Below are 26,780 nucleotides of genomic sequence, written 5' to 3'. Positions count from 1 at the left end.
TCCTCGTGATTTTTTACAAATTCCTGGTGCCAATCACATTGGCACTGTTTGGCGTCGTATTCTGGTCCGCCCCGACTACCGCTATGGAAGAACCAGAGTGCAGCATCCCCACAATTGTGAGGGCTGAAGACCTCGTTAGGCATTCACTGGCGTGTAATGGTACTCAACAAGCGATTAACGCCCGCTGGCAAGCACAACAACTTCGCGCCGAGGTCGTTGGCTACTTAGATGACCCGAAACTCTCGGTGGGTGTCGCCCCACAAACCCTGGGCGATGAGCGATTCGACGATGGGTATATCGTTGAGCTCAGCCAGCCCTTGCCCTGGCCGGGCGTTTTGTCATTGCGAAAACAAGCGGCTGGGGCTCAGGCCGACGCTCTGGAGGCCATGCAATTGCAGGGGCGGGTAAATCTCGCCAAGCAGGTACGTCTGGCCTATGCCCAGTGGCAATACCACCAGCAATTATTGGCGATTAATCAACGCCATCAGGCGCTCTGGCAAGAGTTTCTTACCGTCGTGCGTGCAAAGTACGCTGCGGGCACTGCCGCCAAATCTGACGTCTTGCATGCGACACAAGAACATCATTTTTTATTGCAGGAAGCCATTGAGCTGAAAGCACGGATTGAGCGCGATCTCAGCGAAATAAAGCGATTGGGCAATCTGGAGCAAGGTACGCGCGTTGAGTTGAACACCCGTCTACCGCTGACAGATTTTCCAGCCGAGCAATGGCGGAGTTCCATGGCCAAGCTCGACCAGCAGCCACGTATGCAAATGCTAAACGCACAACAGCAGCAAAAAAACTACGAACTCTCTTTAGCCGAAAAAGATCGCTACCCCTCGTTCAATGTCATGGCGCGGTATAACAGCTTATGGATGAATGATGAGCAACGCTGGGTAGTTGGTGTAGGTGTCAACTTGCCGCTTGCGTTTGGCAAACGCAGCCGACGCGAGGATTGCCTGCGCGCTGAACAACGCGCCCTGCGTTGGGAAGAGCAGGATCTGAACGCCGAGCTGCGAGAGGTGTTGACTCAAACACACAGCCATTGGCAACAGGCACAAGACGTTTACGCCCTGTACCAACAGGACCTTCTGCCGCTTGCTGAGGAAACCCTCACCACTGCACAGGACGAATATCAATCGGGAAGCGGTGACTTTTTAACTTTGCTCACCGCGCAACGTCAGTTGCTCTCCACTCAACGTGCGGCTGAGAAGGCTCTGCGTGATCAATATATGCAATTTTCCCAGCTTTTGGCGGCATCTGGCGTGGTTTTCGAAACCGACCTTTATGCCGACGCTTCAGAGGACGCTAGCAATGAATAATCCATCGAACAAAATGAAAAAAGAATATGTCATTGGGGTATCCGCACTGGTCGCCACCCTTATCGTTACCCTCGTGGCCGTCCAGATTGATTGGGGCGCAATGTTTTCCTCTTCAAATCACTCGATATCATCAGAAAATTCGGATTTTGTTCAAGCGGGGCCTTTTCAGATCGCGGTGAGCGTTGAACCCGAAACCCCTCAAGTGGGTGAAAACCGCATTGTCATCCAGGTGAAAGATCAGGAGGGCAACCCGGTGTCAGGCGCTAGGGTTCGGGCCGTTGGCGAGATGCCTGCAATGGGTGCCATGCCGGCTATGCACGCGCAGGCCGACATTCAGGAAAGCGCAGCGGGCGTCTATCAGGGTGATTTTGAACTGGCGATGGCGGGCAGTTGGCCACTGGCGGTTGATGTGGCCACGGATGAGGCGCACCACGTGGATTTAGCCTTTGATATGGCAACCGGGCGTAGAGGCATTCAGCTCACTACGGCCACCCCATCGGGGGATGTGGCCTACCACACCTGCTCAATGCACCCCTCAGTGAAATCGGCCACACCCGGCACCTGTCCCATTTGCGGAATGGACTTAGTACCGGTCACCCGTGAAGAGTTGCAAAGCGGCAGCGTCATGGTCGACGAAGGACGACGGCAAACCATAGGCGTCAAAACCGGCGAAGTGATTCGCGCCCCCTTTGAGGTTCCCATCCGCTTGCAGGGGCAAATCACCTACGACGAAACGCGCCTGTCGGCGATCAGTCTGCGCTTTGACGGCTGGATTGGTGATTTATATGCGGACTTTGAAGGGAAACCGGTTCGTAAAGGCGAGAAGCTCTTTACTGTCTACAGCCCGGAACTGCTGTCTTTACAGGAAGAATACCTGGAAACCGTGAAACGCGGTCGCCAGGGATCCGTAGGCAACCAGCGCCAGGCGTTGGTCAACGCCAGTCGCAAGCGCTTAACCCTATGGGGCCTGAACAACGCGCAAATTGATTGGTTGGAAAAGCAAGGTAAAGCACAGGATTATGTGCCTCTTTTTGCTCCCACCGATGGCGTAGTCATGCAGAAAAATATCATTGCCGGTGCCGCCTTTAGCCAGGGGCAAACCCTCCTGAAAATCGCGGATCTGTCTTCACTTTGGATTGAGACGTTTGCCTATGAGCAAGACCTCCCGCTGATTGAACCGGGGATGTCGGCTTCGGTGCGCCTTACCAATATTCCGGGCGATGAATTTACCGCGACCGTCATGCAGGTCGATCCTTTTCTCGGTGAAAACACACGCACCGCTCGTGTTCGACTTCAGGTAGACAATACCAACGGCCAGTTGAGGCCAGGGTTATTTGCCCAAGCCACGCTGAAATCGGATTTTGGCGAGATGCTCCTGATTCCCAAAGATGCTGTGTTGGTGTCGGGCGAAAAACGCATTGTGTTTAAGGACATCGGCGAAGGCCGCCTTAAGCCGGTAACGGTGCGCACTGGCTACAGTGACGACGAGTATGTGGTGGTACGAAAGGGGTTACAGGATGGCGACAGGATAGTCACCTCTGGCAACTTCCTGATTGCGGCCGAAAGCAAGCTCAAGGCGGGGGTTGATCAATGGTAGATTTAAAAGAGCCTACCCGAGGTGATAGGGCAGAGTCGAAACAACCTGAGCAGCACCAATCCGGTAGTTGGGTTGCATGGCTGATTTCCTATTGCGCGCACAAACCAGGCATTACGATTTTGTTGGTGCTGATTGCCGCCGTGTGGGGTTATCGCAGTTTTCTGCAGGCCCCTCTGGACGCCATTCCGGATTTGTCGGATGCCCAAGTCATTGTCTATACCCCGTGGCAAGGGCGCAGTCCCGATCTGGTGGAAGATCAAATAACGTATCCGCTTACCACAGCCTTACTCTCTGTTCCCAACGTGCGTTTCGTGCGCGGTCAGAGTTTTCTCGGGTCGAGTTTTGTGTATGTAATATTTGAGGATGGCACCGACATTTATTGGGCGCGTTCTCGAGTATTAGAATATTTGAATACCGTGTCCAGTCAGCTACCCGACGATGTCCAACCCACCCTGGGTCCGGATGCCACAGGCGTGGGTTGGGTGTTCCAATATGCGCTGGTGGACAAGACAGGCCAGCATGACCTGGCCGAGTTGAGAGCCATCCAGGACTTTAAACTGCGTTACTGGTTGACCGCAATTGACGGCGTAGCCGAAGTCGCGTCTATCGGCGGTTTCGTTAAGGAATACCAGGTGCAGGTCGATCCCCATCGTCTGGCGAGCTTTGGCATTGGCCTCCCCAAGGTCATTGAAGCCATACGTCGATCAAACAACGATGTCGGAGGTCGGGTGCTGGAAATCGCTGGCCACGAACATTTTATTCGCGGCCGGGGTTATTTGAAATCCAGCGCCGATCTGGAAAAGGTGGTCATCGGCGTCGATGCCAATCATGTTCCCATCAAGCTATCCCAGGTGGCCGACGTGACGCTCGGGCCAGCCATGCAACGAGGGCTGGCGGAGCTTGACGGCGAGGGGCAAACGGTTGGCGGCATCGTGGTGATGCGTTATGGCGAGAACGCGCTCAATGTGATCGAGCGGGTAAAGCAACGCCTAAAAGAGGTTCAGGCCGGTTTACCTGACGGTGTGGAAGTGGTGATCACCTATGACCGTTCCGATTTAATCAAGCGCGCAATCGATACCCTGAAACACACGCTGATCGAAGAGATGGTCGTCGTCTCACTGATCATCATGGCGTTTTTACTGCACGTGCGCTCCGCGTTAGTGGCGTGTATTACCTTGCCCATTGCCATTTTGCTGGCGTTTATTCCCATGGGATTCCAGGGACTCACCGCCAATATCATGTCCCTAGGGGGTATTGCTGTGGCCATTGGGGCGATGGTCGACGCGGCCGTGGTGATGATGGACAACATCCATAAACGCCTGGATCAGAACGGCGATCCACTCGCGCGCAAAGCGGTGATCATTCGCGCCATGCAGGATGTGGGGCCGAGTATTTTCTTTTCTCTGGTGATCATTACCATTTCGTTTGTACCGGTATTTGCTCTGGAAGCGACGGAAGGTCGGCTATTTAAACCCTTGGCGTTTACCAAAACCTACAGCATGGCCTTTGCGGCGATTTTATCGGTGACCCTGATTCCCGCGCTCGCCGTCTTGCTGGTACGAGGCAAGATCCATGCAGAGCGCAACCCGCTGAATCGGCTGCTACTTGCCGTGTTCCTGCCGATGATCCGCTTTTGCATTCGGTTTCGTTGGCCTGTAGTTGCCGTCGCCGTGGTGTCACTGGTGCTCACCTGGCCTGTGGCCCGGCAGTTGGGCAACGAGTTTATGCCACCCTTGAATGAAGGCAGCATTCTCTACATGCCGACGGCGCTGCCAGGGATGTCCATCACCGAAGCCGGCAAGGTGCTGCAAAGTATGGATGCGCAGCTTAAAACGTTCCCCGAGGTGGAGCGTGTCTTCGGCAAGGTGGGCCGCTCAACCAGTGCTGCCGACCCGGCGCCGCTGTCCATGGTAGAAACGGTCATCACCTTGAAACCCAAGGATCAATGGCGAGAAGGATTGACCTGGGATGACCTGATTGCCGAGATGGATGAAAAGCTGCGCTATCCCGGTATGCCCAATATCTGGTGGATGCCGATCCAGACCCGCACCGAGATGCTGGCCACCGGCATTCGCAGCACGCTCGGCATCAAGGTCTTTGGTGACGATCTTAGCCAGATTGAAGAAACCGCGGTTGCGATTGAGAAGGCTTTGCAAGCCGATTCGCGCACCGCACCCTATACCCGCAGCGCGTTCGCCGAGCGATTGACCGGGGGTTACTTCCTGGATTTTGACATCAATCGTGACGCCGCTGCGCGTTACGGCCTGAATGTAATGGATGTCGAGGAGGTCTTGATGGCGGCGGTGGGTGGCATGCCCGCTACGCAAACAGTGGAAGGACGCGAGCGCTATCAGGTGATGGTGCGCTACGCACGGGACTATCGCGACTCCATTGAGGCGCTTGAAAAAGTACTGGTACCCACCAAAACCGGCACGCAGGTACCGATCACGGAATTGGCCGATATCGAATTTCGTACCGGGGCGCCGATGATTCGTAACGAGGATGGGCAATTGGTCGGCTTTGTGTTCGTCGATCTCAAGGGCGATTTGGGTGTAGCTGACTATGTCACGCAAGCCAAACAGGTTGTTTCTGAGCAGGTTGCACTTCCGGCAGGTTATCGCATTGGATGGGCAGGGCAGTTCCAGTATTTCGAGCGGGCCAAGGCCAAATTGCAGTGGGTAATACCGGCCACTTTGCTAGCCGTATTTTTCTTACTCTATCTGCATCGCGGCCGCTTCAGTGACACGATGTTTGTACTGTCGGCCATGCCCTTTGTCTTGATGGGCTCGATCTGGCTGCTCTTTTTACTCAATTACAAACTCAGTGTGGCGGTATGGGTCGGCATGATTGCGATGGCCGGACTGGCCGCAGAGTTGGGTTTGTTGATGTTGCACTACCTGGACGATGCCCTGCAAAAACCGGAAACGCTGGATTCAAAAAACCGCCTGGATGAGTTTCACGAAAAAGTCGCGCAAAGCGCCGCGCAACGTATTCGGCCGATGCTCATGACCAGCTTAACTTTACTGATTTCGCTCATTCCCATTTTAATCAGTGATGGCACCGGGGCTGACGTGATGAAACGTATTGCCGCGCCCATGGTGGGCGGGACCGCTTCGGCGTTAATCGCTGTGCTATTGGTTTTCCCTGCGTTGTTCGCACTTTGGAAAGGGCCGGGGCTCTTACCAACGGGAGATGGTAACAATGTGAAAACAAAGCAATAGCGCGTACTTTTTTTTGCAAACGCCATGCGAGGAATCCGCCGAACAGGGATGTGTACGTGCGATCACGCGCGGTGTTTTATCGGAACATTCCTTGCTGCGAAATACAACTTAAATTGGGGGACGCTTATGAATGAATTTTTAATGCAATGGCAAAACGCTGCGCACACAACGGTAGGACTCTTTTGGATGGCCTTTTGGGCGTTCGCGCTGGGTTATGTCATCAGCTCAATGATCCAGGTGTTTGTCACCCAGGAAAGAATGCAAAAATCCATGGGTAAAACAGGCGCAAAGAGTGTTGCACTGGGCACTTTTTTTGGGTTTATTTCGAGTTCATGTTCCTTTGCCGCTTTATCTACAACGCGCGCCTTGTTTGTTAAAGGTGCGGGTTTAATTCCCTCCCTGGCGTTTTTATTGGCGTCCACGAATTTGGTTGTCGAACTCGGTATTGTCATTGCCATTTTTCTTGGCTGGCAGTTTGTCGTCGGTGAATATGTCGGCGGGATACTATTGATTTTAATCGTTTGGTTCCTGGTAAAACTTACACGCAAGAAAAAACTTGAAGATCAGGCCCGAGAACATGCAAAAAGTGCCGAGGCTGGTCACAGCTCATCCATGAGCGAGAAAAAAAGCTGGAAAGAAAAAATCACGAGCAAGGATGGCTGGCAGCAAGTCGCCAATCAATATGTCATGGAATGGAAAATGGTTTGGAAGGATGTGACCGTTGGCTTTACGGTAGCCGGGATCATCGCAACCTTTGTCCCCACCGAATTTTTCCAATCGTTGTTCGTCGGTGCTGGACAGGAGTCGACGTCTTTTTGGCAATTGCTGGCACAAACACTGGTCGGGCCCATTGCGGCATTTTTTACGTTTATTGGCTCCATGGGCAATATCCCTCTCGCGGCTGTGCTCTTCGGTCAAGGTGTCAGTTTTGCAGGCGTGATGGCGTTTATCTTCAGCGATCTTGTCGTATTTCCGGTGCTGCGCATTCAAGCGCAGTACTATGGTTGGAAAATGGCTTTCTATATTATGCTCATTTTTCTGTGTGCCTTAATCAGTGTGTCGTCGCTTATGCACTACGGTTTCGATTTGCTGGGCTTGCTGCCAGAAAGCTCGGGATCGCAATCTATGTCAGATCGAGAGTTTTTTGAAATCGATTATTCGCTTTTCCTGAATATTATTTTTATTGGGCTCAGCGGGTTTTTTATCTATTGGTGGTATTCGCAAAAGACCGACAGTATGTCCGGTAACCGAAGTGTTGGCGATTGGGTTTTGTTGGTGCTGTCCATCATTTCATATATTTGGTTGGTGATTGGTGTTGCAGTGCTTCCGGCACTATAAACGCAATTTACATCGATTTCGGTGTCATCCTTCTGGGAGGTTATTAAACTTCCCAGAAGGATGAGCCATTGGTCGATCTTTTTGCAGCCAATTAATAGTTTTACCGCTGGCATGCTTCGTCATAGTGCGCATGATCGAATTAATGCATTGGTGCATTCAACATGAAATCGCAAAACCGTGTTGGCCAACTTTGCCAGTTGCTGTCGCCGACGATGACGATTATTCCGTAATGATTATTACTCTTTAATTCAAACGTTATAACTTCTTTCAATGCCGACAAATCCATACCACTGGAATCCATAAGCCCTGTGTAAAAATTCAACAGCTTGTAATGAGAAATTACATCTCTTATTTCCAGTTCGATTTGTCTACAAACGGCTAGGGCAAGCTATACCTTTGTGTGATAATGAAATATTTTGATATTGTTCATATACACATTAAAGTTTCCCTTCAAACTCAGGTACCGGCCGTTGTTCTGCTTCTAAATCGGTCGTTGCCTTCCCGTTTTTATCGATATCGTCAAGAAGCCACTCCATTTCTTTAATTTCTTTACGTTGTGCTTTGATTATACCATAAGCCAACTCTCGCACACGAACATCGGTAATTTCAGATCGCTCGCTCGTAAGGATGGCAATGGAGTGATGGGGAATCATCGATCTCATATAGGACGAATCTTGTATCGTTGATTGAGATCTTACAAGAAAAAGAGCGGCAATAAATAACACTGCACTACCCAGATAAATACCAGCGTTGAGACCTTTATTTTTGTGCATAGACAACATAAAGCTCAGCATAATGACCGCCATCGCCGCACCCATCATCAATGCCATATACGTGCGTGTTTCACTGTAAAATACGTGACTCATCTCGTATGTGCTTAAGTATTTTAAACAAAACATAACCACGATCGACGTGGCAATCATCAGTCCAAATCTAACGTAATGTGACATAGTATCCTCCAGGATTATAAAAAGGTATTTTTGCGTATTATTTTTCGGTTACTTAAATAACATCCAGGTACCCATGGCAACCATCATCAGATTTTCAGTTAATGATATGAATCCCAGAGGAACGTTACTGTTTCCGCCCACGCAAGCACACTTTAGTTCTCGCTTATCGATGTAAACGGCTTTGAAGACAGAAATAGCGCCAATCGTACCGATAAATAAAGCGGGTGGAGCGAACAACCACGACGCCGCCCCGGTTAACATACCTATACCTGCAAAAGCTTCTGTAAATGCATAAATGTAGGCATAGGGCACATATCTCATCGCCAGTAAATCGTAGGTAATAAATTGAAGGGAAAAAGCGCTCAAATCGCGAAGTTTTTGAATGGCCAAAGCACACATGCTTAACGCTATGAATGTCTCGGCGATATACAGTATTTCAATACCTTGAAAATGACTCCAACTTAAGGCTAATGCCATTAAAAATGTCACGCTGAAGATGGCGATGACTGGTACATAAGTTGTCTCTTCGCTATCAGATACCGCTTTACCGAAGAATTTTTTGAGCTCGTCATAACCGCCAATTCGTTTTTCGTCAATAAAGGTTTGCGGTGTGGTTTTTACATCGTGCTTTTGCTTGAAGGCATCTGTTTCATCTCGTGAGGTGAGGCGATGGTCTTTGACCTCGTATCCTTGCCGCTTGAGTAAATCGCGCGACTTAAGGCCATAAGGGCAGATGTGTTCATCAGTATGCATTCTATAAAGTGTTGCAGTTTTGCTCAAAATGTTCTCCTCATATTAAAATTTTGTTTGATAATTTGCGTGCGAATAATATGCCGATTTTGATCGTTGAAAATATCTAAGAATCAAAGGTGTTTGATTAATTTTCGAAGGAAATATTTGAAAGATTTACAAGTGGATCGGTTAAAGTGACGTTAACAGAGGTTAAATTAATGGGATTCTTCCGTATCACCTCTGGCTGTCAATATTTGATATTGATCCTTCGACAAACTTGGGAGACGTTGTAAAAACGCCACCATATTCCAAATACGATCATCACTGTGGCTGGGTCCCCAAGCGGGCATGCCGGACGCTTTTATGCCGTGTTTAATAATCCAGAATTGTCTCTTGATGGTTTCGTCTCCGGCGGATCGAGCGTCGTGGCTATGCTTATGCTCGTCGGCAGAGACGCTCAAATTGGGAGGAGAGGGGTACAAACCGATGGTAAAATCACTTTCTGTTTTGCCTGGTTTCAAGTGGCAACTCGCGCACATGTCATTGTAATCCGCACCGCCTGATAATAAGCGATCGGAAGAATCCAAATCTGCCGGGACCTGAATGTTTTTTGCAGCGCGAGCGATGGATTTCTCACGCAGCGTTTCTAACAACCAATAGGTAATTGGATGATGCTGTGTATCGGCTCCCATCGGATAAAACCCCGAATAGATAAACAGCCCCCCAGCAAGGACGGCTGCAGTCACAATGAGCAATAAGCTCTTCAAAAACGCTGAGATCGATAGCATGGTGCCCTCTCATTTAATGTTGACGCTCGGCGTGCTCGTCCTCGCTGTTATTGTCGTCGTGCGCATGGTCTGAATCGGATTCGCTTTTGTCTTTGCCATGATGCATATCTTTCATGCATTTTTTCATCATGGCTTGCATGACCGGGTCGTCCATATCCATTTTGCTGTGATCCATATCTTTCATCGCGGAGCAATCCGGTTTTTCAGCGTCCTTCATATGTTCTTTGGGATCGTGAGCTTGAGCACTCATGACCGTCGTAAACAAAGTTATAAGCAAGATCGGTGGGGTAAGTTTCATGTTCATAATAGTGTTCCTCTAAAACGGGGGATATGTCGGAAGTAAGACCAAAGCTAGCTACCTTTACTGTCTTCTGGTTTGGCGATGTGCTCATAAACGCTTGTGCTGCCATCTGCTTTCATCAGAAGCACATCGTATGCATGAAATCGATCGTTCATTTCCATGCCGGGACTGCCCAAGGGCATACCCGGAACAGTTAAACCAAGTGTGTCTTCTGGTTGTTCTTTCAAAAATCTCTTAACTATGTGCGCAGGGATATGCCCTTCGAACACATAACCATCTAAGATGCCGGTATGGCAGGATTGATTAGAGGGTGCAATTTTGTGTTTATCCTTGATGGGGTTCAAATCTTCTTGGTCATGTACCGTTATTGAAAATCCTGCGTTTTCCATGTGATCAACCCAAGCGCCACAACAACCGCATGTTGGTGTTTTGTAAACGGTTAGTGCGAGGGACGACGTTTCATCTTCGTTAGTTAATAGTGCCGACCCGGACGCGCCATCGGCAGAATTTTCAGAGCATGCACCCAGTATTAGAATTGCGGTGAACAGCAGAATTTTACGCATACATTAAACCTTTTTTAACGCTACAATATTTAGAGTGATGACTGTTTTGGTTTCATTAAAACCAAAACTTCAACCCCGCCAAAACTTGTGTGGTTGATTTATTTTCGCCTTGCGCTTGTAAATAATCTGCGGTGTCGCCAAAGGCGCCTGTCCATTCAACACCAATGTAAGGCGCAAATTGACGGCTAAATTCGTAGCGAAGGCGCAAACCTACTGACATATTTGTTAGTCCTGAACCGAGTCCGTTTTCAGGATCATCTTTACCAAGCAAATTTATTTCCATTCTGGGCTGCAGTATCAATCGTTGGGTGAACAAGAGTTCGTACTCCGCTTCTGCAGATAAAGCTGTTCTTCCATCGTCACCGAGATAAGCCGTGACATCGACCTCAAACCAGTAGGGGGCCAGCCCTTGAAAACCCAGAGCGAGCCACTGGCGGTCTTCGCCTTCGTCATAGGTATCCACCCGTGCGCCTAGCTGAGTATCGAAATACGCATTAAAGGCGCGGCTCCAAAGTACATCGGTAGAACTCTCTTCCAGGGTGCCATTCACAATGTCCCCCTCGGTTTTTACAACCAAGCGGTTATAGGTGGTCCCATACCATGCCTGCACATCAAATACGGTACTCTCTGACTCCTCCTGATATTCCAGGCGATCACCGATGACGGCCCAAAAGCGATGTTCGTCGGCTAATTTTAGCTGTCTGGGTCCAGGTAGCGCATAAGGTCCGTCTGTTAAGGTGAAACCATCTGAATAAGCATGTGGATCACGAGCATCACTGGGCGCTTCATCTTGCATTTGCATCTGGTCCATCTGTGCGTAGGCAGCATTGGCTAGAACGAAAACCATGCCAGGAGCCATTAGAGCTAGCTTGATAAGAACATTCCTAATCATGACACCACCACCTCGCGGAACATGCCCGCGTCCATGTGAAACAGAAGGTGACAGTGCCAAGCCCAACGCCCTAAATCGTGGGGCGTTGTGAGGAAACTGATGCGTTGAGCCGGTTGCACAGGAATGGTGTGGCGCCGGACGCGAAGTTCACCTTGATCGGTTTCCAACTCACTCCACATGCCATGCAAATGCATCGGGTGGGTCATCATGGTGTCGTTTTGCAAGATAATGCGTACACGTTGCCCGTGTTTGAGCGAAACGGGCGTACTGCGGCCGAACTCCAGTCCATCAAAAGACCAACTGTAGCGTTCCATATTGCCGGTGAGGTGCAACTCCAACTCTTTTTCGGGTACACGGTGATCATCAAGCACACCATCGAGAGATTGTAGATCGGCAAGCGTGAGTACCTTGTGACCCACAGGGCGCAAACCTTTTTCTGCCAAGTCGCGAAGCCCGATACCCGGGTCGTCGAGGTTAGTGCGTGGCGTATCCACCCGTGCATCGACAGAAGGGCCATATTCTGTTCGTGCATGATTGACGCTGGTAGACGGCTTCGCCAGCGGATTTTGGGAACCCTGTTGCATACCGTGCATGCTGTGATCCATGACCATACCGCCGTGCATCTGTGAGTGGTCCATTTGCGAATGATCCATCTTCGAATGATCCATTTTTTCCATATTCATATTGCTATGGTCCATTCCCTCCATAGAGGCATCGTGACCCATCCCTTCATGGTTCATCGCCCCCATCATGTCTTGCATGGTCAGCCACTCCACTGGGTCCAGGGTCGGCACGGGTGCTGACAGACCTTGCCGTGTAGCCAGGGTCCCACGGGCATAACCGGTGCGGTCCATGCTCTGTGCAAAAATTGTGCAGGCCTCATCATCAGGTCTTACCAGAACATCGTAAGTTTCACCGGGACCAAAGCGAAACTCATCCACGGAAACGGGCTCCACGTCCTGACCGTCTGCCTGCACAACGGTCAGTTTCAAACCGGGGATACGGACATCGTAAAAGGAATTGCTGGCGGCATTGATGAATCGAAGGCGCAGGCGCTCTCCCTTTTTAAATACGCCTGTCCAGTTCCCCGCAGGAGCCGTACCATTCATGAGGTAGGTGAGGGTAGCGGTAGATAAGTCCGCCAGATCGGTGGGGTTCATGCGCATCTGGTTCCACATCTGGCGTTTGCTCAACGCCGCTTTTAACCCCTTGTCAGACACGTCGCGAGTGAAGTCAAAAAAAGTCGGTTGATTGAAGTTAAAAGTATCCCCCTGAACTTTCAGTTTACTGAATACGTGCATCGGATCTTCATCGGTCCAATCAGAGAGTTGTACGACAAAGTCCTGATCGGCCTCGTGTCTTTCGCCTGAGCGAGGCTCGATGATGAGAGCACCGTACATCCCCGTCATTTCCTGAAAGCCTGAATGACTGTGATACCAGTAGGTGCCACTTTGACGGAGTTTAAATCGGTAAACAAAGGTTTCCCCCGGCGCAATCCCCTTAAAGCTGATACCTGGAACACCGTCCATTTCGAAGGGTAATAAAATGCCGTGCCAGTGAATGGACGTCGGGACACTTAGCCGGTTTGTGACTCGTATCGTCACGTCATCGCCTTCGCGTAAACGCAGTGTGGGTGCGGGAATGGAGCCGTTAATGGTCGTCGCCATACGGGTTACACCGGTAAAATTCACCAGCGATTGGCCTATTTCCAGATGGATATCGGTGCCGCTGAGCACAGGGGCTGAACCCAGAGCAGTTTGAGCTGATTCGCGTGCCAGCAACGCAGCAGGTATCGTTGCCAGAACGCCGCCAACCGCGAGGCCTTGAACAAAACGCCGACGACTCAAGGAGCTGGCGAGGGGGCTAAATAGGCGATTCATAGTGTCGTTTTCCAAAAAATGTCATTGTTCCAATAGCGCGTTTTTAAGGTCTGGAGCGGAGATTACAGTCAGGAGTCTGTCATGGGCATGACCTGAAAATGACAAAGTTGTAATCTTCCGGTCATCTTTCTGTGGGGAAAGACGAGCTATTGTTTCAATAAGACAAATTATGTACAGATGAGGGCAGAGCCATGCGGCTTCTAGTAGTCGAAGACGAAGTCAAAACCGGGGATTATTTGCAGCAAGGCCTGAGCGAGGCCGGGTTTATGGTGACGCTCGCCCGGAACGGTCTCGATGGCCATCACCTGGCGATGACGGAAACGTTTGATTTGTTGATTCTCGATGTGATGCTGCCCGATGTGGGCGGCTGGCGCATTGTTCAGTCCATAAGAGAATCGGGATGCCAGGCGCCCGTATTATTTCTCACCGCGCGCGACAGTGTTGATGATCGTGTTAAAGGATTAGAACTTGGCGCTGATGACTACCTGGTTAAGCCCTTCGCGTTTGCCGAATTGCTGGCTCGGGTACGCACCTTGTTGCGTAGAAGTACGGCGCCGGTACTCGCCGATCAGATCACAGTAGCGGATTTGATCCTCGATCTGCCAAAGCATCGTGCCCTTCGTGGTGGGCGCAAAATCAACCTCAGTCACAAGGAATTTTGCCTCCTAGAGTTGCTCGCAAGGCGGCAGGGCGAAGTGCTGCCACGCTCACTGATCGCTTCCCAAGTGTGGGATATGAACTTTGATTCCGACACCAATGTGATTGATGTCGCCATCCGTCGCTTAAGAAGCAAAATTGACGAAGGCTTTGAGCCCAAGCTGATTCATACCGTGCGTGGCATGGGCTACAAACTCGATGTTGAGGACGAATAAGATGGCGTTTGGATTTCGCCTGGCGCGACCTTTATCACTCAACAATCGTGTGATGCTGTTTGTCGCACTTGCCATTAGTCTCAGCCTTGTTGTAATCGGCCATCTCGTTCAGAAGTCAGTCGAACAGCATTTTGCAGAACAAGACGCTGACGAATTGGTTGTCATCAGCCGTGCCGTGGCAGAAGCACTAAAAAAGACAACACGTTCAGGTCGTTCCGCCGACGAAACACTTCCCCATGCCGTTTCCGGTCATCACGGTGTGTATTATCAGGTTTGGGACGAATCTGGTGCGCTGGTTTATGGCCCAGATGAAGTGGTTTTTCCTCCCCGTGCTAGATTCAATGCCCCGGTGGACGCTATCCGCGCCGAGAATCTTGTGAGTTGGCATATTGATGATAAATCCTATCGAGGCGCGATGACACAAGTGCAAATTGACGGCCGAAACTATCTCATCACTGCGGCCATCAATATGGACTTCCATATGCGCTTTCTCGAACATTTCAGCCGCAATTTATGGTTGATCATGGCGCTGGCTGGTGGGCTTACTATACTCGCAGCCTGGTACGGTGTGCATCAAGGGCATGCGCCACTACGGGCACTCAGTGAATCCATACGATCTGTTCAAGCCGACCAATTGGATATGCGACTGAATGAAAAAGCTGTTCCCATGGAATTGCAACCTCTGGTGGCGTCCTTTAACCAGATGATCAGTCGCCTTGACGACAGCTTCACGCGCCTGTCCCACTTTTCAGCAGATATCGCACATGAGTTGCGAACACCTCTTACGAACCTCGCAACGCAAACCCAGGTCGGTTTGGGGCAAGCGAGAACACTTGAAGAGTATCGGGAGTTGCTCTATTCCAATTTGGAAGAACAAGAAAGATTGACCAAAATGGTGAATGACATGCTGTGGCTCGCGCAGAGAGAGAACGGCCTGCTTAAACCCAATTGGGAATTGCTGGATTTAAGACAAGAAGTTGAAGCCACCTTCGAATTTTTCGAAGCCTTGGCGGAGGATAAAAAAATTACATTGGCTGTAGGGGGAGATCGCGTCAACGTGATGGCCGATCGTTCGATGCTGCGCCGAGTAATTTCTAACCTTTTGTCTAATGCGCTTCGTTATACACCAGAGAACGAAACAATCAATGTCACTGTTGAGGGTGTTGGCAATCAGGCCCAAATAACAATTGAAAACCCGGGGCAGGGTATTCCTGAAGACCACCTACCGAAACTCTTTGACCGCTTTTATCGCGTTGATCCATCGAGGCAGCGTCAGAGCGAGGGCGCGGGCTTGGGTTTGGCGATCGTGAAGTCAATCATTGAGGCACATGACGGAAATGTGGAGGTGTCCTCCGAAATGGGTACTACCCGATTCGTTATCTCGCTGCCAACTCATGATAAAAAAGCAGGTTAGCGATAACGACAATCGCTACCGGGTTACCCTCGGTTTTCTGGTTGACCTTCCCATAATGGGAGGGTATAGACTTGTCAACGCTTAACCGTCGAAGGTAATCAAAATGCGAAGAGTCCAGAAGCACCGCCCCGAAATGTCCCAGGCACGCCAGTCCGGTTACTACAACATCAGTGAAGCTTCTGAGCTATCAGGTGTCAGCGCGAAAATGATCCGCCATTATGAACAGATTGGATTGATGCCCGAAGCCGATCGAACTGACGCCAATTATCGAATCTTCAGCCAATCTGATATCCATACGCTTCAATTCATTAAGCGCGCGCGGTCACTGGGCTTTTCCATGAAGAAGATCGCCACACTCCTGAATTTGTATCAAGATAAAGGCCGCCCCAGCTCGGAGGTCAAACGCTTAGCCGAAGAGCATATTCAATCGCTTAATGAAGCCATAAAAGAAATGCAGGAAATGCGCGATACTTTATCGAACTTAGCCAAACACTGTCGCGGTGATGAGCGGCCAGACTGTCCAATTTTGGAAGGAATTTCTTGCTCGCATTGAAAAGCGTGTAAAGTCAGGGTTGCCCAGGCAACCCTGTATGACGTATCAAATACTGCAATGTCCACAGCAGCTGCTGCTGTTTTTATCGTTACTTCCTTCAACGGTGACTTCATAGCCCGTTGCTTCAATTGCTTGCTGTAAAAGTCGTGAAGGAGAAGACGAATCAATCGCCACCGTTTTCGCTTTCATATCAAAATGGATTTTTGCATTGCCATCTGTTTCTTTAACCGCTTTGGTTATCACTTTTTCACAATGACCACAGGTCATATCGGGAACATTAAAGGTAATCATAAGGTAAACCTCGTTAAATTCTTTGCAATCCCGGATGGGATGCTTTCAGTTTGATGTCTCCCATTGTGGTAAGGTCAAGACTAATTCATCAAAAAATTTCCGTATCTCATGCGATGTTAGTTTGCGGGTTTTTAGCCATACGCACTTGTTGACTTTCCCACGATGGCAAGGATTAAGCTGCACTAAATCCTAAGGAGAACTTGCGATGAAACCTTTAACCGACCATCAATCTTTTGAATTTAAAATCGAGGGGATGTCCTGTGCGTCCTGTGTAAGACGTATTGAGAAGGCGCTGCTGGCAACCGATGGGGTGAGCAGTGCCAGTGTGAATTTTGCGACGGAAACTGGAAAAGTTGAAGTCGGTGCTGACACCTCTCAAGACACTATTTATGCAGCGGTCAAAAATGCTGGATATCAAGCAATCGCTATGGAGGACGCGTCGTCAGTCAACGCTACAAACCAAGGTGGTCGTTCATTTATTTTGTCAGGGATGTTGACCATCCCGTTGATGCTGCCAATGGTAGGGGAATGGTTCGGCTTTAACTGGTTACTGCCAATTGGCTTGCAATTAATGTTGGCTTCTATTGTGCAGTTTTATTTCGGTTTCCGTTTTTATCGTGGTGCCTACGCTGCGTTAAAGGCGCGCAGTGGGAATATGGATAGCCTGGTCGCACTTGGTACATCCGCGGCCTATGGCTTGTCCATTTATAACATCCTTATCGGTCATGCAGGACATTTGTACTTTGAATCATCCTCAGTGATCATCACGCTGGTTATTTTAGGCAAATGGATGGAAGCCAGAGCCAAAAATCAAACCACCAATGCCATTCGCGCTCTTCAAGATATTCGGCCTGAAAACGCTAATTTAGTTGAAAACGGTATCGAGAAAATTGTTCCCGCAAACACATTGCAAATTGACAATATTATTTTAATTAAAGCGGGGGAGAGGGTAGCTGCCGATGGCGTTATCCTTTCTGGCAACGGTTATATCAATGAAGCTTTGATTACCGGTGAAAGTCTGCCGGTTGAAAAGCAGGAAGGCGATAAAGTGATCGGCGGCTCAATTAACATCGATGGTTTGCTTACTGCAAAAGTCACATCCAGCAATGCGGAAAGTACACTCGCAAAAATCATTCATTTAGTTGAATCAGCGCAAGCGAAGAAGTCACCATTACAAAAATTGGCCGATCGTATCAGCGCTGTTTTTGTGCCTGTTGTTTTAGTGATTGCACTGGTGACTTTGTTGGCTTGGGGTTTTGTTACCGGCGATTGGACGCAAGCGATTATCAGTGCTGTAGCCGTGCTGGTTATCGCTTGTCCCTGTGCACTGGGTCTAGCGACGCCAACCGCCATTATGGTAGGGACGGGATTGGCGGCCAAAAGAGGTATTCTTATTAAAGATGCTGAAATTTTGGAATCGACAGAACATGTTGATGTGGTCGCTTTTGATAAAACCGGCACCTTGACAGAGGGTAAACCCAGAGTCGAACAGATCGATGCATTTGTCGGAGAAGAAAAACAGTTGCTGGGTTATTTAAAGGGTCTGCAGCAGGGCAGCGAACATCCACTTGCAAAGGCACTGCTCGATCATGCAACAAAAGAATCCATTTTCGCCGAGCGCTTCGAGTTGATTCATACCCTGCCAGGCCTTGGAATGCGCGGTCAGTTAGAAGAGGGTAATTACTGGTTTGGCAATAAACGTTTGATGTTAAACGTCGGTATTGAAGCGTCTTTACTCGAAGACTATAGCGAAAAATTTGCGATAAAAGGCAATACGCTCTCGTGGGTCGCGAGACAAATAACACCCAATACGATTGAGCTTTGTGGTCTAGTGCAATTCCAGGATACGCTTAAATCCAGTGCAATTGAAGCCGTCAGTCGATTGCACGAATTGGGGATACAAACCTGTCTGCTCACTGGCGACACACAAGACAGTGCGGACGTTATCGCCGCTAAATTGGGTATTGATTTTGTCAGAGCGGAAGTGATGCCAGAACACAAGGCCGACGTGGTGAGTCAATTTCAGTTGGAAGGTAAAAAAGTGGCAATGGTCGGAGACGGCATTAATGACACTCCCGCATTAGCAACGGCCAACGTAGGCATAGCGATGGAGGCGGGTACCGATGTTGCGATGCAGACTGCGGGTATTACTCTAATGCAAAGTGATCCATTGAGGGTTGTTGAAGCTATTACCATTGCTAAAAAAACTCAACAAAAAATTCGTCAGAATCTGTTTTGGGCGTTTATCTACAACCTGGTTGGAATTCCGCTTGCTGCTTTTGGATTGCTTAACCCGATGGTGGCGGGAGCTATTATGGCTGTTAGTAGTGTGAGTGTTGTGCTCAATGCATTGCTTCTCAAACTTGACAAAATCACATGAATAAATGGACTTACAATAGAAATCAAAATGGTTTGACGTTAGAAAACGACAAGACTATTTCGGGTACTGAAGTTTGAAACGTTCGATAACTTTAATTTAAGAGTGATTATCAATTTCAAAATAATCACTCTAATCTAAAATGTTTTGCACGTAGAGATACAGATATTTAATAAGTGTACCTCTGCATCCGCTAAACGGGTTTGCTCTTTTAACTAAACAGTAGGCATTATTAGTGATTTAAGAATCTGAACTGGTTTCTGGTTTTCGTCGTTGATTAGAAACCAGCATGAACACCAAAAATAACACCAGTATAGTGATTTGGGCCATTAAGCTTTGCCATGTGGATTTTAAGCCAATCCAGTCAACCTCAAATGATATCGGAAGCGGGGACGCGTCAATGAAAGCCGCTTCCTGCAGGGCGATTACCCCTTTTCCTATCAATACGAAGGACAAGCCAACAAGAAGGTACGTGGTTACGGAAAAGAACCGTCCAATAGGAAGCTTTATTGAGTAACGAACCATTATCCATCCGATGATACTTAAACAGAATAAGCCAACAAGGAAACCCCCAATAATCGTTGGGTTTTGAGCTGGTAAAGATTGGGTCAGTAGCGCTTCGTAGAACAACACGGTTTCAAAAACTTCTCGATACACGGCGACAAATGCGAGTGTAGCTATTCCCCACAATGTTCCGGTTTTTAACCGTTGAGTAACGTGTTTTTGAATGTACGCCTTCCACTGTATGGTATTGGATTTACTGTGCATCCAAACGCCGACATAAAATAGCACCAACGCCGCAGCTAAAGCGGCAACACCTTCCATTACCTCTCTACTGGCACCGCTAATATTGACGAGCGATCGCGCCGCCCACCAGGTTACCCCACCGGCAATGAGCGCCGTAATCCAGCCAGCGTGGACAAATTTAAGCGCGTCGCGTCGTTCAGAGCGGATTAATACCAAGACAAGGGCCAGAGTGACAAGCAAGGCTTCCAATCCTTCGCGTAATAAAATAATTAAACTTGCGCTGAACAGCGTAGCGTTAGAAAGACTGTCTGCAGATAGTTGTCGTTTTGCCGTTTCTAGCTGGGCCAAAGTAATGTCGAGGAGTGTATTGAGTTGTTCCTGGTTTGAACTTTCCCGAAATTGTTTTCTCAGCGCCATCATATTGGCTTCGATGTCTTTCCTGAGATCGGGGTTCCGTGTATCCAGGCTGTTTTCTACTAGCTCAAACCCGTCGAGATAGGCACTCACGGCCAGTCGATTGGATTCTTCATAGTTTCCCTTGTTGTATGAAGCGCGTGCGGCCAACAGTTGATCGCGAGCAATTTGCAAGGGCGATGGCTTCTCCGTAAAAAGAGCACTCGGTTGTGCGCGCAGGTAAATGACACTCTTTAGCGTATTAGAATCTCCGTTCGCTAACTGTATCGGGTTGTGATTAATCAGCTCTTTAATGGAGAGGTCGGTAGTGTTCACTCTTTCTTCTGCGTTTGCTTCAAATGCGAGACCACCTACAATGCGAGGGACCAACGCTGCTCTTCGCTGAGCTGATCGTAAGAGACCATGGCCGTTTCCTTGATTCCGTCGGTAATCGCATCGTAAAGGCCAAGTACTGAGCGATTCATTGCACGTTCTCGATCAGTAAAATCTGTTGGCGGCGGTTCGAGTCCTGCGCTTGCAACACCATCGCCTTTGCCCATCGCTCCGTGGCAGGCAGCACAATGTGTTTGAAACAGGGAATGAGTCTCACTGATTGGAAGGAGCTGTGAGGGCTGAGATGATACAGGCATGAGCATCAATAATTCACTGCGCAACTCTCTGCCCAATTGTCGAATGACTTCCGGCGTCTGCTTTTCATGAATGGCCGCTTCCAATTTTTGGGCTCTGGAAATTATCGTGGTAGCTTTGGTTTGTTGCGCCTCTGTTACCAAAATGCGGGAAAACTCCAGCATTTCCTGATATTCCCCCTCATTAATAATTTTACCATTGGCCACCGCTTCCGGATAATCAACGCCCACGTACTCTGCAAGTTGCGCCATCTGGCGAAAATCCGGGGTTGACGTGTCGGCCAAGCAGCTCAGTCCTGACAAAATAAGAATCAGAGCGAATACCAGACGAATGTTGTAACGCTTGAACGAAAGAATGAACACGATAAAACCTCGAGTGCAGCAACTTTGATGAGAATAGCTCTCAATTGTGAAGTCTATAGTTGGTATAGTGTCAAGCTGTCGAACCGGCCGTATTTCACCCCTAACTTCTGTTGAGCTCAAATCGAATGATCCCTGCAAGGCTCGTTATACAGTTCAAACTCCACGGTAGTATGGCTTAAATCAAACTCAGCAAGTTCTTGCGATAAGCGCCTTTTTAAGTCTCGTTGGTCTTCCAGTGAAACATCGGCTTCCAGTTCAATATGGACAGTGAGCACGTGGTGTTCTCCGTCCAGAGACCATAAATGCAAATGGTGGAAACGCTGAAATTCCTGAACATCTTTGAGTTTTCGCTCAATTTTTCTCGCAAGATTTTTGTCCGGCACCCCTTGTAAAAAAAGTTTTAAAGTGGTGCCCACATTGCGTATGACGTTGAACAAAATAAACAGAGTAAACCCGATTGCTAATATAGGATCCAAAATTGGCCATTCCACAAACATAAGTACGACCGATACTATAAAAACGGCGACCCATCCCAACACATCCTCTAGCAGATGCCAATTGAGCACTTTCTCGTTCAGGGTTTTTCCTTTGCTAAGCTTAAATGCGGCAAAACCATTTACCGCGATACCGAAAATCGACAGTGCCAGCATGCCCTCTGTCACTGGCATTTCTGGATCGAATAAACGAGGAATGGATTGGTACAGTACCCAGGCTGAACCAGCAATCAGAACGATGCCGTTAATCAATGAGCCTAATAACGAAAGACGCTTGTACCCGTAGGAAAAATTTTGCGAGGCGGGCCTGTTTCCAAGTTTTGCCAATACCCAGGCCAGTCCAATCGATATACTATCTCCTAGATCGTGGACGGCATCGGCCATAATTGCGGTGCTGTTGGTTAGTATGCCGCCGACAAATTCTATGATCGTGAAACCAACGTTGAGGAAAAACGCCCAGCCGATTCTTGCACTGCCGTTGTCGTCATGTGAGTGAGAATGCATGGTTTCTCCTGTGCAATGATTATAAGTTGTTTGATAGATGGCCCCAGCAAAAACCGGGGCCAATCGTCACGGCATTACTCCCGATGACGAAGAGTATGTTGCATTGCCTCTCGGCGATGAACCCATTGGTACAAAACCGGCAGCACCAATAAAGTCAGAATCGTCGAGGAAATAATGCCTCCAATGACAACCGTGGCGAGCGGTCGCTGCACTTCAGCGCCGGTACCCGTGTTCAAAGCCATCGGCACAAAACCGAGACTCGCCACCAGCGCCGTCATCAGAACGGGCCGTAGACGAATCATTGCGCCTTCAATAATCGACTCATTAAATTGCCCGGTTTCATGCCAGAGCTGACGAATAAAGGCGAGCATGACCAAGCCGTTGAGAACGGCCACCCCGGAAAGCGCAATAAAACCTATGCCAGCTGAAATGGACATCGGCATATCACGTAAATACAAGGACAACACACCACCGGTGAGCGCAAGCGGGACACCGCTGAAAATGATTAAGGCATCTTTGACGGAAGAGAACGCCATCACCAGAATACCCAAAATCACCAACAGCGTTAGCGGTACAACGATGGACAGCCGCTGGCTGGCAGACTGAAGCTGTTCAAAGGTGCCACCGTAATCCAACCAGTACCCTGGGGGAATCTCGGCTTTTTCGCGAATCGCTTCCTGAACTTCGGTAACAAAACTGCCCAGATCGCGACCCCGCACATTCGCTGTAACCACGATACGGCGCTTTCCGTTTTCACGACTGATTTGCGCCGGTGCCGGAGAAATATCCAGGGTAGCGACTTCTTCAAGTGGAACGTAGTCACCGTTTTTAAGTGGCACCGGCAAAAACTTCAGTCGATCAATGTCTCTGCGCGTGGTTTCGGGGAGGCGCACGACCAGCTCAAAACGTCGATCGCCCTCATAAATAATGCCTGCCGATTCACCGCCAATGGCCGCGGATACCCAATCTTGTAATTCAGCCACATTCAATCCATATCGCCCCAGGGCTTTACGATTTGGAATGACAGAGAGTGTGGGCAAACCCGTGACCTGCTCAACGCGCGCATCGGCCGCTCCTTCAATACCATTGACTACCTTAAGCACATCGTTTGCCGTCAATACCAGTTGATCCAGATCATCTCCAAATATCTTGATGCCAAGATCCGCACGTACACCGGAAATCAATTCGTTAAAGCGCATCTGAATCGGTTGGGTAAACTCGTAGTTGTTACCTGGTAACTCCTCCAGTGCACGCTCCATTTCCTCCACAAGCTCATCCTTGGTTTTGGAGGTGTCCGGCCATTCGCTTCGCGGCTTAAGTACGACAAAGTTATCTGCGACATTGGGTGGCATTGGGTCCGTCGCCACTTCCGCAGTACCGATACGCGCAAAAACTTTCTCCACTTCCGGAAAGGCTTTAATCCTTTTCTCAAGAATTTCCTGCATTTCCACCGCTTGCTCAAGCCCCGTGCCCGGAATACGCATCGCGTGCAAAGCAATGTCGCCTTCGTTCAGTTGCGGAATAAATTCAGACCCCAGTGTTGAAGTCAACCACAAACAAAACACCACTAAGAAGGTAGCAAAACTCACCACAGCCCAGCGGAATTTAAGCGCAAGTTTAAGTAACGGGCGGTAAGCCGATTTAGCCTTGGTGATGACAATACTTTCTTTTTCACTGATCTTGCCGTTCATAAATACGGCAACGGCAGCTGGAACAATTGTGAGCGAAAGTACCATGGCCGAAAGCAATGCCATGACCACCGTTGCAGCCATCGGGTGAAACATTTTTCCTTCAACCCCGGTGAGGCTGAATATTGGAATGTAAACAATGGTAATAATGGCTACACCAAACAAGCTGGGTCGAATGACTTCTGACGTTGCATCAAAAACGGTGCTTAATCGCTCACGTAAATCTTGTTGACCGTTTTTATGTTGATTCTCGGCCAAGCGGCGAACACAGTTTTCAACAATAATGACGGCACCGTCGACGATCAAACCAAAATCCAATGCGCCGAGGCTCATTAAATTTGCCGATACCCCTGTTTTCACCATACCTGTAATGGTCATCAACATGGCTAACGGAATGACCGCTGCTGTAATTAAAGCCGCGCGAAAGTTTCCTAATAGCAGAAACAGAACAACGATGACCAGAAGTGCCCCTTCCATCAGATTTTTGGAAACGGTGGCAATCGCTTTATCAACCAATGCCGTGCGGTCGTACACCGCTTCAGCGACTACGCCCTCGGGTAGGGAGGCTTGAATATCATCGAGCTTGCTCGCCACGTCTTGCGCAACCGTACGCGAATTAGCGCCGATCAACATCATCGCGGTACCCAAAACGGTTTCCACACCGTCGCGTGTCGCCGCACCGGTACGCAGTTCTTTGCCAATACCGATGTCCGCAACATCCTTCACCGTGATTGGGACAGAATCGCGTTCAGCGATGATCACATTGCCAATGTCCTCAACAGTGCCAAGCTGCCCGGGTGATCGCACCAGCAGTTGTTGGCCGTTGCGTTCAATGTAACCCGCACCGCGGTTGTCATTGTTGGCTTGTAGTGCGTGTACGACATCTTCGACACTGACCTTATAAACGAGCAACTTTGCGGGATCCGGCATGACGTGGTATTGCTTGTTGTATCCGCCAATACTGTTGACTTCAATAACACCTTTCACCTGCGCAAGCTGCGGTTTGATAATCCAGTCCTGGATTTCTCGTAACGCTGTCGCGGTATAGGGTTCACCAGTGGCCATTTTAGCGTTGGGTTCGGCCTGCACTGTGTACATGAAGATCTCACCCAAGCCCGTGGAGATAGGCCCCATCTCAGGTTCAAGCCCTGGCGGGAGGACACTTTTTATTGCGCCGAGCCTGGTGTTTATCAGGTTGCGTGCAAAATAAATGTCTGTACCTTCCTCAAACACCACAGTCACTTGCGACAAACCGTAGCGTGAAAGAGAGCGTGTGTATGAAAGGTTGGGTAAGCCGGCTAATGCGGTTTCCACGGGATAGGTAATGCGTTGCTCCGATTCCAGTGGTGAGTAACCCGGTGCTGCCGTATTAATTTGTACCTGAACGTTGGTGATATCTGGAACGGCATCAATGGGGAGTTTTTGATAACTCCACACACCGACACCGACGATGAGAAAAATAAAACATAAAATCAGTAAGCGCCGCTCGATCGCGAGACGCAAAATAGAATCAATCATAGCGCGCCTCGATTAGTGATCGTGTTCTGCTTCGGATTTTTCGATATCAGCTTTTACCAAATAACTATTTTCACTGACATATTGGCTGTTCGCTTCAAGCCCATCGATAACTTCATAGAAATGATCATCACTTTTACCCAGCACAAGTGGTGTAAAGCGATATTCATCACCGGCCTTAACGAATACACCCTGGCGTCCCCCCAGCGTTTGCACCGCATCTTTTACTACCGCCAAAGGAACCGAAAAGCGGCCGGTTTCCACGCGCGCTTCGATCATTAGGCCCGGAGATAAAGCGTGTTTGCTATTGGCCAACTTGACGCGCGCCACCAGATAAGGGGATTCCATTGACGGCACAATATGGTCCACCGTGGATTCCACGCTGTCATTACTTGCTAAAACGTGAACCGCTTGACCTTCTGTGACCGAAGACTGCTGCGCGGGATAAACACGCAGTTCCGCCCAAACGGTGTCAAAGTTAGCGATGGAAAACAGAACCTGGTCTTTTGTCACTTCGCCAGTATTGGCATGACGCTGAACGATTCTCCCGGCAATGGGCGAGCGGATGGCATAGGTTTTCAGGCTTTCGTTGGATTCAATTTCCGCCAATACATCACCCGTTTTTACACGATCGCCAAGCGTGACCTTGACTGACTTAGCCATACCCTCAAAACGCGCACGCACATGGCTCAGTTGCTCAGGTGCTGAAACAATCGCGCCGTATACCGTGATGGTCTGATGCAGCTCCTGTGAACTCGCCATCGAAGTTACGATACCCACTTGTTGGGCCATTGAATCTTCTATACGGCTAGCATTTTCCTCACCGTGCCCGTGCTCATCTTCTTCTCCATGAGCACCGTGATCATGTCCATCATCATCGTGATCAACATGGTCCTCGTGCTCGTCATGATCACCATCTTTATGGTGCGGTGCATGTTGTTCTGACTCTTCATGTTCGTGGTCATGACCATGGTCATCTGCAGACCAGGTGGGCACTGATGGCACGCTGACTAGCATGATCTGGGCAAAAAGCACCGCCCAAACCTTTTTTGTCTTTTCTCCGTTTTTGGAAGGAAACTTCGTTCTCAAGTCTTTCATTGTTTGTCTCCCCGTGCATTTTCGTCGGATGTTTTATTCGCGTGATCATGGTCTTCATGATGCTCTGAATCCATTTCCTTGTGATCGACATGATCGTTATGTTGGGCGTGATCATTTTTCTTGTGATGCGCTTTATGTTTCTCTTTACTTTCATGTGTGTGGCCATCATGTTGATGATCGTCCGCTGCCAACACTGCGGAATTAAAGGTAAAAACAAACGTGGTAAATACAGTTTTCATAATC

23 protein-coding genes are annotated in these 26,780 nt (G+C 49.1%); 8 read left to right on the top strand and 15 right to left on the bottom strand.

Features of this window, described 5'->3' with window-relative positions; translation table 11 throughout:
• The first annotated feature begins 5 nt into the window (after nucleotides 1-5).
• The 4 genes from ACGHM3_RS12635 to ACGHM3_RS12620 all read left to right on the top strand — a co-directional run bounded on the left by ACGHM3_RS12635 (nucleotide 6) and on the right by ACGHM3_RS12620 (nucleotide 7,475).
• The gene (locus tag ACGHM3_RS12635) at nucleotides 6-1,319 is read left to right on the top strand and encodes a TolC family protein (RefSeq protein WP_345422052.1); all 1,314 of its coding nucleotides are present in this window, start codon (nucleotides 6-8) and stop codon (nucleotides 1,317-1,319) included.
• Nucleotides 1,312-2,916 (top strand): efflux RND transporter periplasmic adaptor subunit, encoded by a 1,605-nt coding sequence (locus tag ACGHM3_RS12630; protein WP_345422048.1) that lies wholly within the window; start codon nucleotides 1,312-1,314, stop codon nucleotides 2,914-2,916. The genes ACGHM3_RS12635 and ACGHM3_RS12630 overlap by 8 nt, the downstream gene beginning before the upstream one ends.
• Complete coding sequence (locus ACGHM3_RS12625) at nucleotides 2,910-6,137, top strand: CusA/CzcA family heavy metal efflux RND transporter (RefSeq protein WP_345422045.1); 3,228 nt, start codon at nucleotides 2,910-2,912, stop codon at nucleotides 6,135-6,137. Before ACGHM3_RS12630 ends, ACGHM3_RS12625 begins: the two co-directional genes overlap by 7 nt.
• Before the next feature lie 126 nt (nucleotides 6,138-6,263).
• Complete coding sequence (locus ACGHM3_RS12620) at nucleotides 6,264-7,475, top strand: permease (protein ID WP_345422042.1); 1,212 nt, start codon at nucleotides 6,264-6,266, stop codon at nucleotides 7,473-7,475.
• Between the two features lie 139 nt (nucleotides 7,476-7,614).
• On the opposite strand, the gene ACGHM3_RS12615 is transcribed toward ACGHM3_RS12620, so the two are convergent.
• The 8 genes from ACGHM3_RS12615 to ACGHM3_RS12580 form a co-directional block, all read right to left on the bottom strand.
• Complete coding sequence (locus tag ACGHM3_RS12615) at nucleotides 7,615-7,833, bottom strand: hypothetical protein (protein WP_390518250.1); 219 nt, start codon at nucleotides 7,831-7,833, stop codon at nucleotides 7,615-7,617.
• Between the two features lie 79 nt (nucleotides 7,834-7,912).
• Nucleotides 7,913-8,425: a DUF305 domain-containing protein gene (locus ACGHM3_RS12610; protein ID WP_345422039.1), complete on the bottom strand. Its 513-nt coding sequence runs from the start codon at nucleotides 8,423-8,425 to the stop codon at nucleotides 7,913-7,915.
• 48 nt (nucleotides 8,426-8,473) lie between these two features.
• Nucleotides 8,474-9,205: a glutaredoxin gene (locus tag ACGHM3_RS12605; protein WP_345422036.1), complete on the bottom strand. Its 732-nt coding sequence runs from the start codon at nucleotides 9,203-9,205 to the stop codon at nucleotides 8,474-8,476.
• A gap of 167 nt (nucleotides 9,206-9,372) precedes the next feature.
• Entirely contained in the window at nucleotides 9,373-9,945 is a 573-nt protein-coding gene (locus ACGHM3_RS12600) for a cytochrome c (protein ID WP_345422033.1), read from the bottom strand.
• A 13-nt stretch (nucleotides 9,946-9,958) separates the two neighbouring features.
• Nucleotides 9,959-10,195, bottom strand: coding sequence for a hypothetical protein (locus tag ACGHM3_RS12595; protein WP_345422030.1), 237 nt, complete (start codon nucleotides 10,193-10,195; stop codon nucleotides 9,959-9,961).
• A gap of 101 nt (nucleotides 10,196-10,296) precedes the next feature.
• The gene (locus ACGHM3_RS12590) at nucleotides 10,297-10,809 is read right to left on the bottom strand and encodes a DUF411 domain-containing protein (protein WP_345422027.1); all 513 of its coding nucleotides are present in this window, start codon (nucleotides 10,807-10,809) and stop codon (nucleotides 10,297-10,299) included.
• Between the two features lie 55 nt (nucleotides 10,810-10,864).
• Nucleotides 10,865-11,701: a copper resistance protein B gene (locus ACGHM3_RS12585; protein WP_390518182.1), complete on the bottom strand. Its 837-nt coding sequence runs from the start codon at nucleotides 11,699-11,701 to the stop codon at nucleotides 10,865-10,867.
• A complete protein-coding gene (locus tag ACGHM3_RS12580; RefSeq protein ID WP_345422024.1) occupies nucleotides 11,698-13,581 on the bottom strand; it encodes a copper resistance system multicopper oxidase in 1,884 nt (627 codons plus the stop codon). Before ACGHM3_RS12580 ends, ACGHM3_RS12585 begins: the two co-directional genes overlap by 4 nt.
• Nucleotides 13,582-13,772: 191 nt before the next feature.
• Here ACGHM3_RS12580 and ACGHM3_RS12575 point away from each other — a divergent pair, with 191 nt between their 5' ends.
• The 3 genes from ACGHM3_RS12575 to cueR all read left to right on the top strand — a co-directional run bounded on the left by ACGHM3_RS12575 (nucleotide 13,773) and on the right by cueR (nucleotide 16,420).
• Nucleotides 13,773-14,453 (top strand): heavy metal response regulator transcription factor, encoded by a 681-nt coding sequence (locus tag ACGHM3_RS12575; RefSeq protein ID WP_011468426.1) that lies wholly within the window; start codon nucleotides 13,773-13,775, stop codon nucleotides 14,451-14,453.
• 1 nt (nucleotide 14,454) lies between these two features.
• The gene (locus ACGHM3_RS12570; protein ID WP_345422012.1) at nucleotides 14,455-15,867 is read left to right on the top strand and encodes a Cu(+)/Ag(+) sensor histidine kinase; all 1,413 of its coding nucleotides are present in this window, start codon (nucleotides 14,455-14,457) and stop codon (nucleotides 15,865-15,867) included.
• Between the two features lie 103 nt (nucleotides 15,868-15,970).
• Entirely contained in the window at nucleotides 15,971-16,420 is a 450-nt protein-coding gene (gene cueR, locus ACGHM3_RS12565) for a Cu(I)-responsive transcriptional regulator (protein ID WP_345422009.1), read from the top strand.
• Nucleotides 16,421-16,465: 45 nt separating this feature from the next.
• Here cueR and ACGHM3_RS12560 read toward each other — a convergent pair whose 3' ends face one another.
• A complete protein-coding gene (locus ACGHM3_RS12560) occupies nucleotides 16,466-16,711 on the bottom strand; it encodes a heavy-metal-associated domain-containing protein (RefSeq protein WP_345422006.1) in 246 nt (81 codons plus the stop codon).
• A 205-nt stretch (nucleotides 16,712-16,916) separates the two neighbouring features.
• Between ACGHM3_RS12560 and ACGHM3_RS12555 the strand changes: the two genes are divergently transcribed.
• Entirely contained in the window at nucleotides 16,917-19,091 is a 2,175-nt protein-coding gene (locus ACGHM3_RS12555) for a heavy metal translocating P-type ATPase (protein ID WP_345422003.1), read from the top strand.
• 237 nt (nucleotides 19,092-19,328) lie between these two features.
• Here the strand turns inward: ACGHM3_RS12555 and ACGHM3_RS12550 are convergent, their stop codons facing one another.
• The 6 genes from ACGHM3_RS12550 to ACGHM3_RS12525 all read right to left on the bottom strand — a co-directional run bounded on the left by ACGHM3_RS12550 (nucleotide 19,329) and on the right by ACGHM3_RS12525 (nucleotide 26,776).
• Complete coding sequence (locus ACGHM3_RS12550; protein WP_345422000.1) at nucleotides 19,329-20,564, bottom strand: FTR1 family protein; 1,236 nt, start codon at nucleotides 20,562-20,564, stop codon at nucleotides 19,329-19,331.
• 35 nt (nucleotides 20,565-20,599) lie between these two features.
• Nucleotides 20,600-21,238: a cytochrome c gene (locus ACGHM3_RS12545; RefSeq protein ID WP_345421998.1), complete on the bottom strand. Its 639-nt coding sequence runs from the start codon at nucleotides 21,236-21,238 to the stop codon at nucleotides 20,600-20,602.
• A gap of 116 nt (nucleotides 21,239-21,354) precedes the next feature.
• A complete protein-coding gene (locus tag ACGHM3_RS12540; RefSeq protein WP_345421995.1) occupies nucleotides 21,355-22,236 on the bottom strand; it encodes a cation diffusion facilitator family transporter in 882 nt (293 codons plus the stop codon).
• 74 nt (nucleotides 22,237-22,310) lie between these two features.
• Nucleotides 22,311-25,442 carry a CusA/CzcA family heavy metal efflux RND transporter gene (locus ACGHM3_RS12535; RefSeq protein WP_345421992.1) on the bottom strand — a complete coding sequence of 1,044 codons (3,132 nt, stop codon included), beginning with the start codon at nucleotides 25,440-25,442 and terminating at the stop codon, nucleotides 22,311-22,313.
• Between the two features lie 12 nt (nucleotides 25,443-25,454).
• Nucleotides 25,455-26,537, bottom strand: coding sequence for an efflux RND transporter periplasmic adaptor subunit (locus ACGHM3_RS12530; RefSeq protein WP_345421989.1), 1,083 nt, complete (start codon nucleotides 26,535-26,537; stop codon nucleotides 25,455-25,457).
• Entirely contained in the window at nucleotides 26,534-26,776 is a 243-nt protein-coding gene (locus tag ACGHM3_RS12525; RefSeq protein WP_345421987.1) for a hypothetical protein, read from the bottom strand. The genes ACGHM3_RS12530 and ACGHM3_RS12525 overlap by 4 nt, the downstream gene beginning before the upstream one ends.
• Between the last annotated feature and the right edge of the window lie 4 nt (nucleotides 26,777-26,780).

Origin of the sequence: Halioxenophilus aromaticivorans (assembly GCF_042850945.1) — a bacterium.
Taxonomy (GTDB): Bacteria; Pseudomonadota; Gammaproteobacteria; order Pseudomonadales; family Cellvibrionaceae; genus Halioxenophilus; species Halioxenophilus aromaticivorans.
Note: the sequence above shows the minus strand (reverse complement) of the source record. Positions and strands in the feature narration are given on the sequence as shown.

What these genes read in the sequence shown, in the direction of transcription:
- cueR (WP_345422009.1), top strand. Translation starts at nt 15,971, where the DNA reads ATGCGAAGAGTCCAGAAGCACCGCCCCGAAATGTCCCAGGCACGCCAG.
- ACGHM3_RS12575 (WP_011468426.1), top strand. Translation starts at nt 13,773, where the DNA reads ATGCGGCTTCTAGTAGTCGAAGACGAAGTCAAAACCGGGGATTATTTG.
- ACGHM3_RS12540 (WP_345421995.1), bottom strand. Translation starts at nt 22,236, where the DNA reads ATGCATTCTCACTCACATGACGACAACGGCAGTGCAAGAATCGGCTGG.
- ACGHM3_RS12555 (WP_345422003.1), top strand. Translation starts at nt 16,917, where the DNA reads ATGAAACCTTTAACCGACCATCAATCTTTTGAATTTAAAATCGAGGGG.
- ACGHM3_RS12600 (WP_345422033.1), bottom strand. Translation starts at nt 9,945, where the DNA reads ATGCTATCGATCTCAGCGTTTTTGAAGAGCTTATTGCTCATTGTGACT.
- ACGHM3_RS12560 (WP_345422006.1), bottom strand. Translation starts at nt 16,711, where the DNA reads ATGATTACCTTTAATGTTCCCGATATGACCTGTGGTCATTGTGAAAAA.
- ACGHM3_RS12610 (WP_345422039.1), bottom strand. Translation starts at nt 8,425, where the DNA reads ATGTCACATTACGTTAGATTTGGACTGATGATTGCCACGTCGATCGTG.
- ACGHM3_RS12595 (WP_345422030.1), bottom strand. Translation starts at nt 10,195, where the DNA reads ATGAGTGCTCAAGCTCACGATCCCAAAGAACATATGAAGGACGCTGAA.
- ACGHM3_RS12570 (WP_345422012.1), top strand. Translation starts at nt 14,455, where the DNA reads ATGGCGTTTGGATTTCGCCTGGCGCGACCTTTATCACTCAACAATCGT.
- ACGHM3_RS12580 (WP_345422024.1), bottom strand. Translation starts at nt 13,581, where the DNA reads ATGAATCGCCTATTTAGCCCCCTCGCCAGCTCCTTGAGTCGTCGGCGT.
- ACGHM3_RS12530 (WP_345421989.1), bottom strand. Translation starts at nt 26,537, where the DNA reads ATGAAAGACTTGAGAACGAAGTTTCCTTCCAAAAACGGAGAAAAGACA.
- ACGHM3_RS12630 (WP_345422048.1), top strand. Translation starts at nt 1,312, where the DNA reads ATGAATAATCCATCGAACAAAATGAAAAAAGAATATGTCATTGGGGTA.
- ACGHM3_RS12625 (WP_345422045.1), top strand. Translation starts at nt 2,910, where the DNA reads ATGGTAGATTTAAAAGAGCCTACCCGAGGTGATAGGGCAGAGTCGAAA.
- ACGHM3_RS12535 (WP_345421992.1), bottom strand. Translation starts at nt 25,442, where the DNA reads ATGATTGATTCTATTTTGCGTCTCGCGATCGAGCGGCGCTTACTGATT.
- ACGHM3_RS12620 (WP_345422042.1), top strand. Translation starts at nt 6,264, where the DNA reads ATGAATGAATTTTTAATGCAATGGCAAAACGCTGCGCACACAACGGTA.
- ACGHM3_RS12590 (WP_345422027.1), bottom strand. Translation starts at nt 10,809, where the DNA reads ATGCGTAAAATTCTGCTGTTCACCGCAATTCTAATACTGGGTGCATGC.
- ACGHM3_RS12585 (WP_390518182.1), bottom strand. Translation starts at nt 11,701, where the DNA reads ATGATTAGGAATGTTCTTATCAAGCTAGCTCTAATGGCTCCTGGCATG.
- ACGHM3_RS12525 (WP_345421987.1), bottom strand. Translation starts at nt 26,776, where the DNA reads ATGAAAACTGTATTTACCACGTTTGTTTTTACCTTTAATTCCGCAGTG.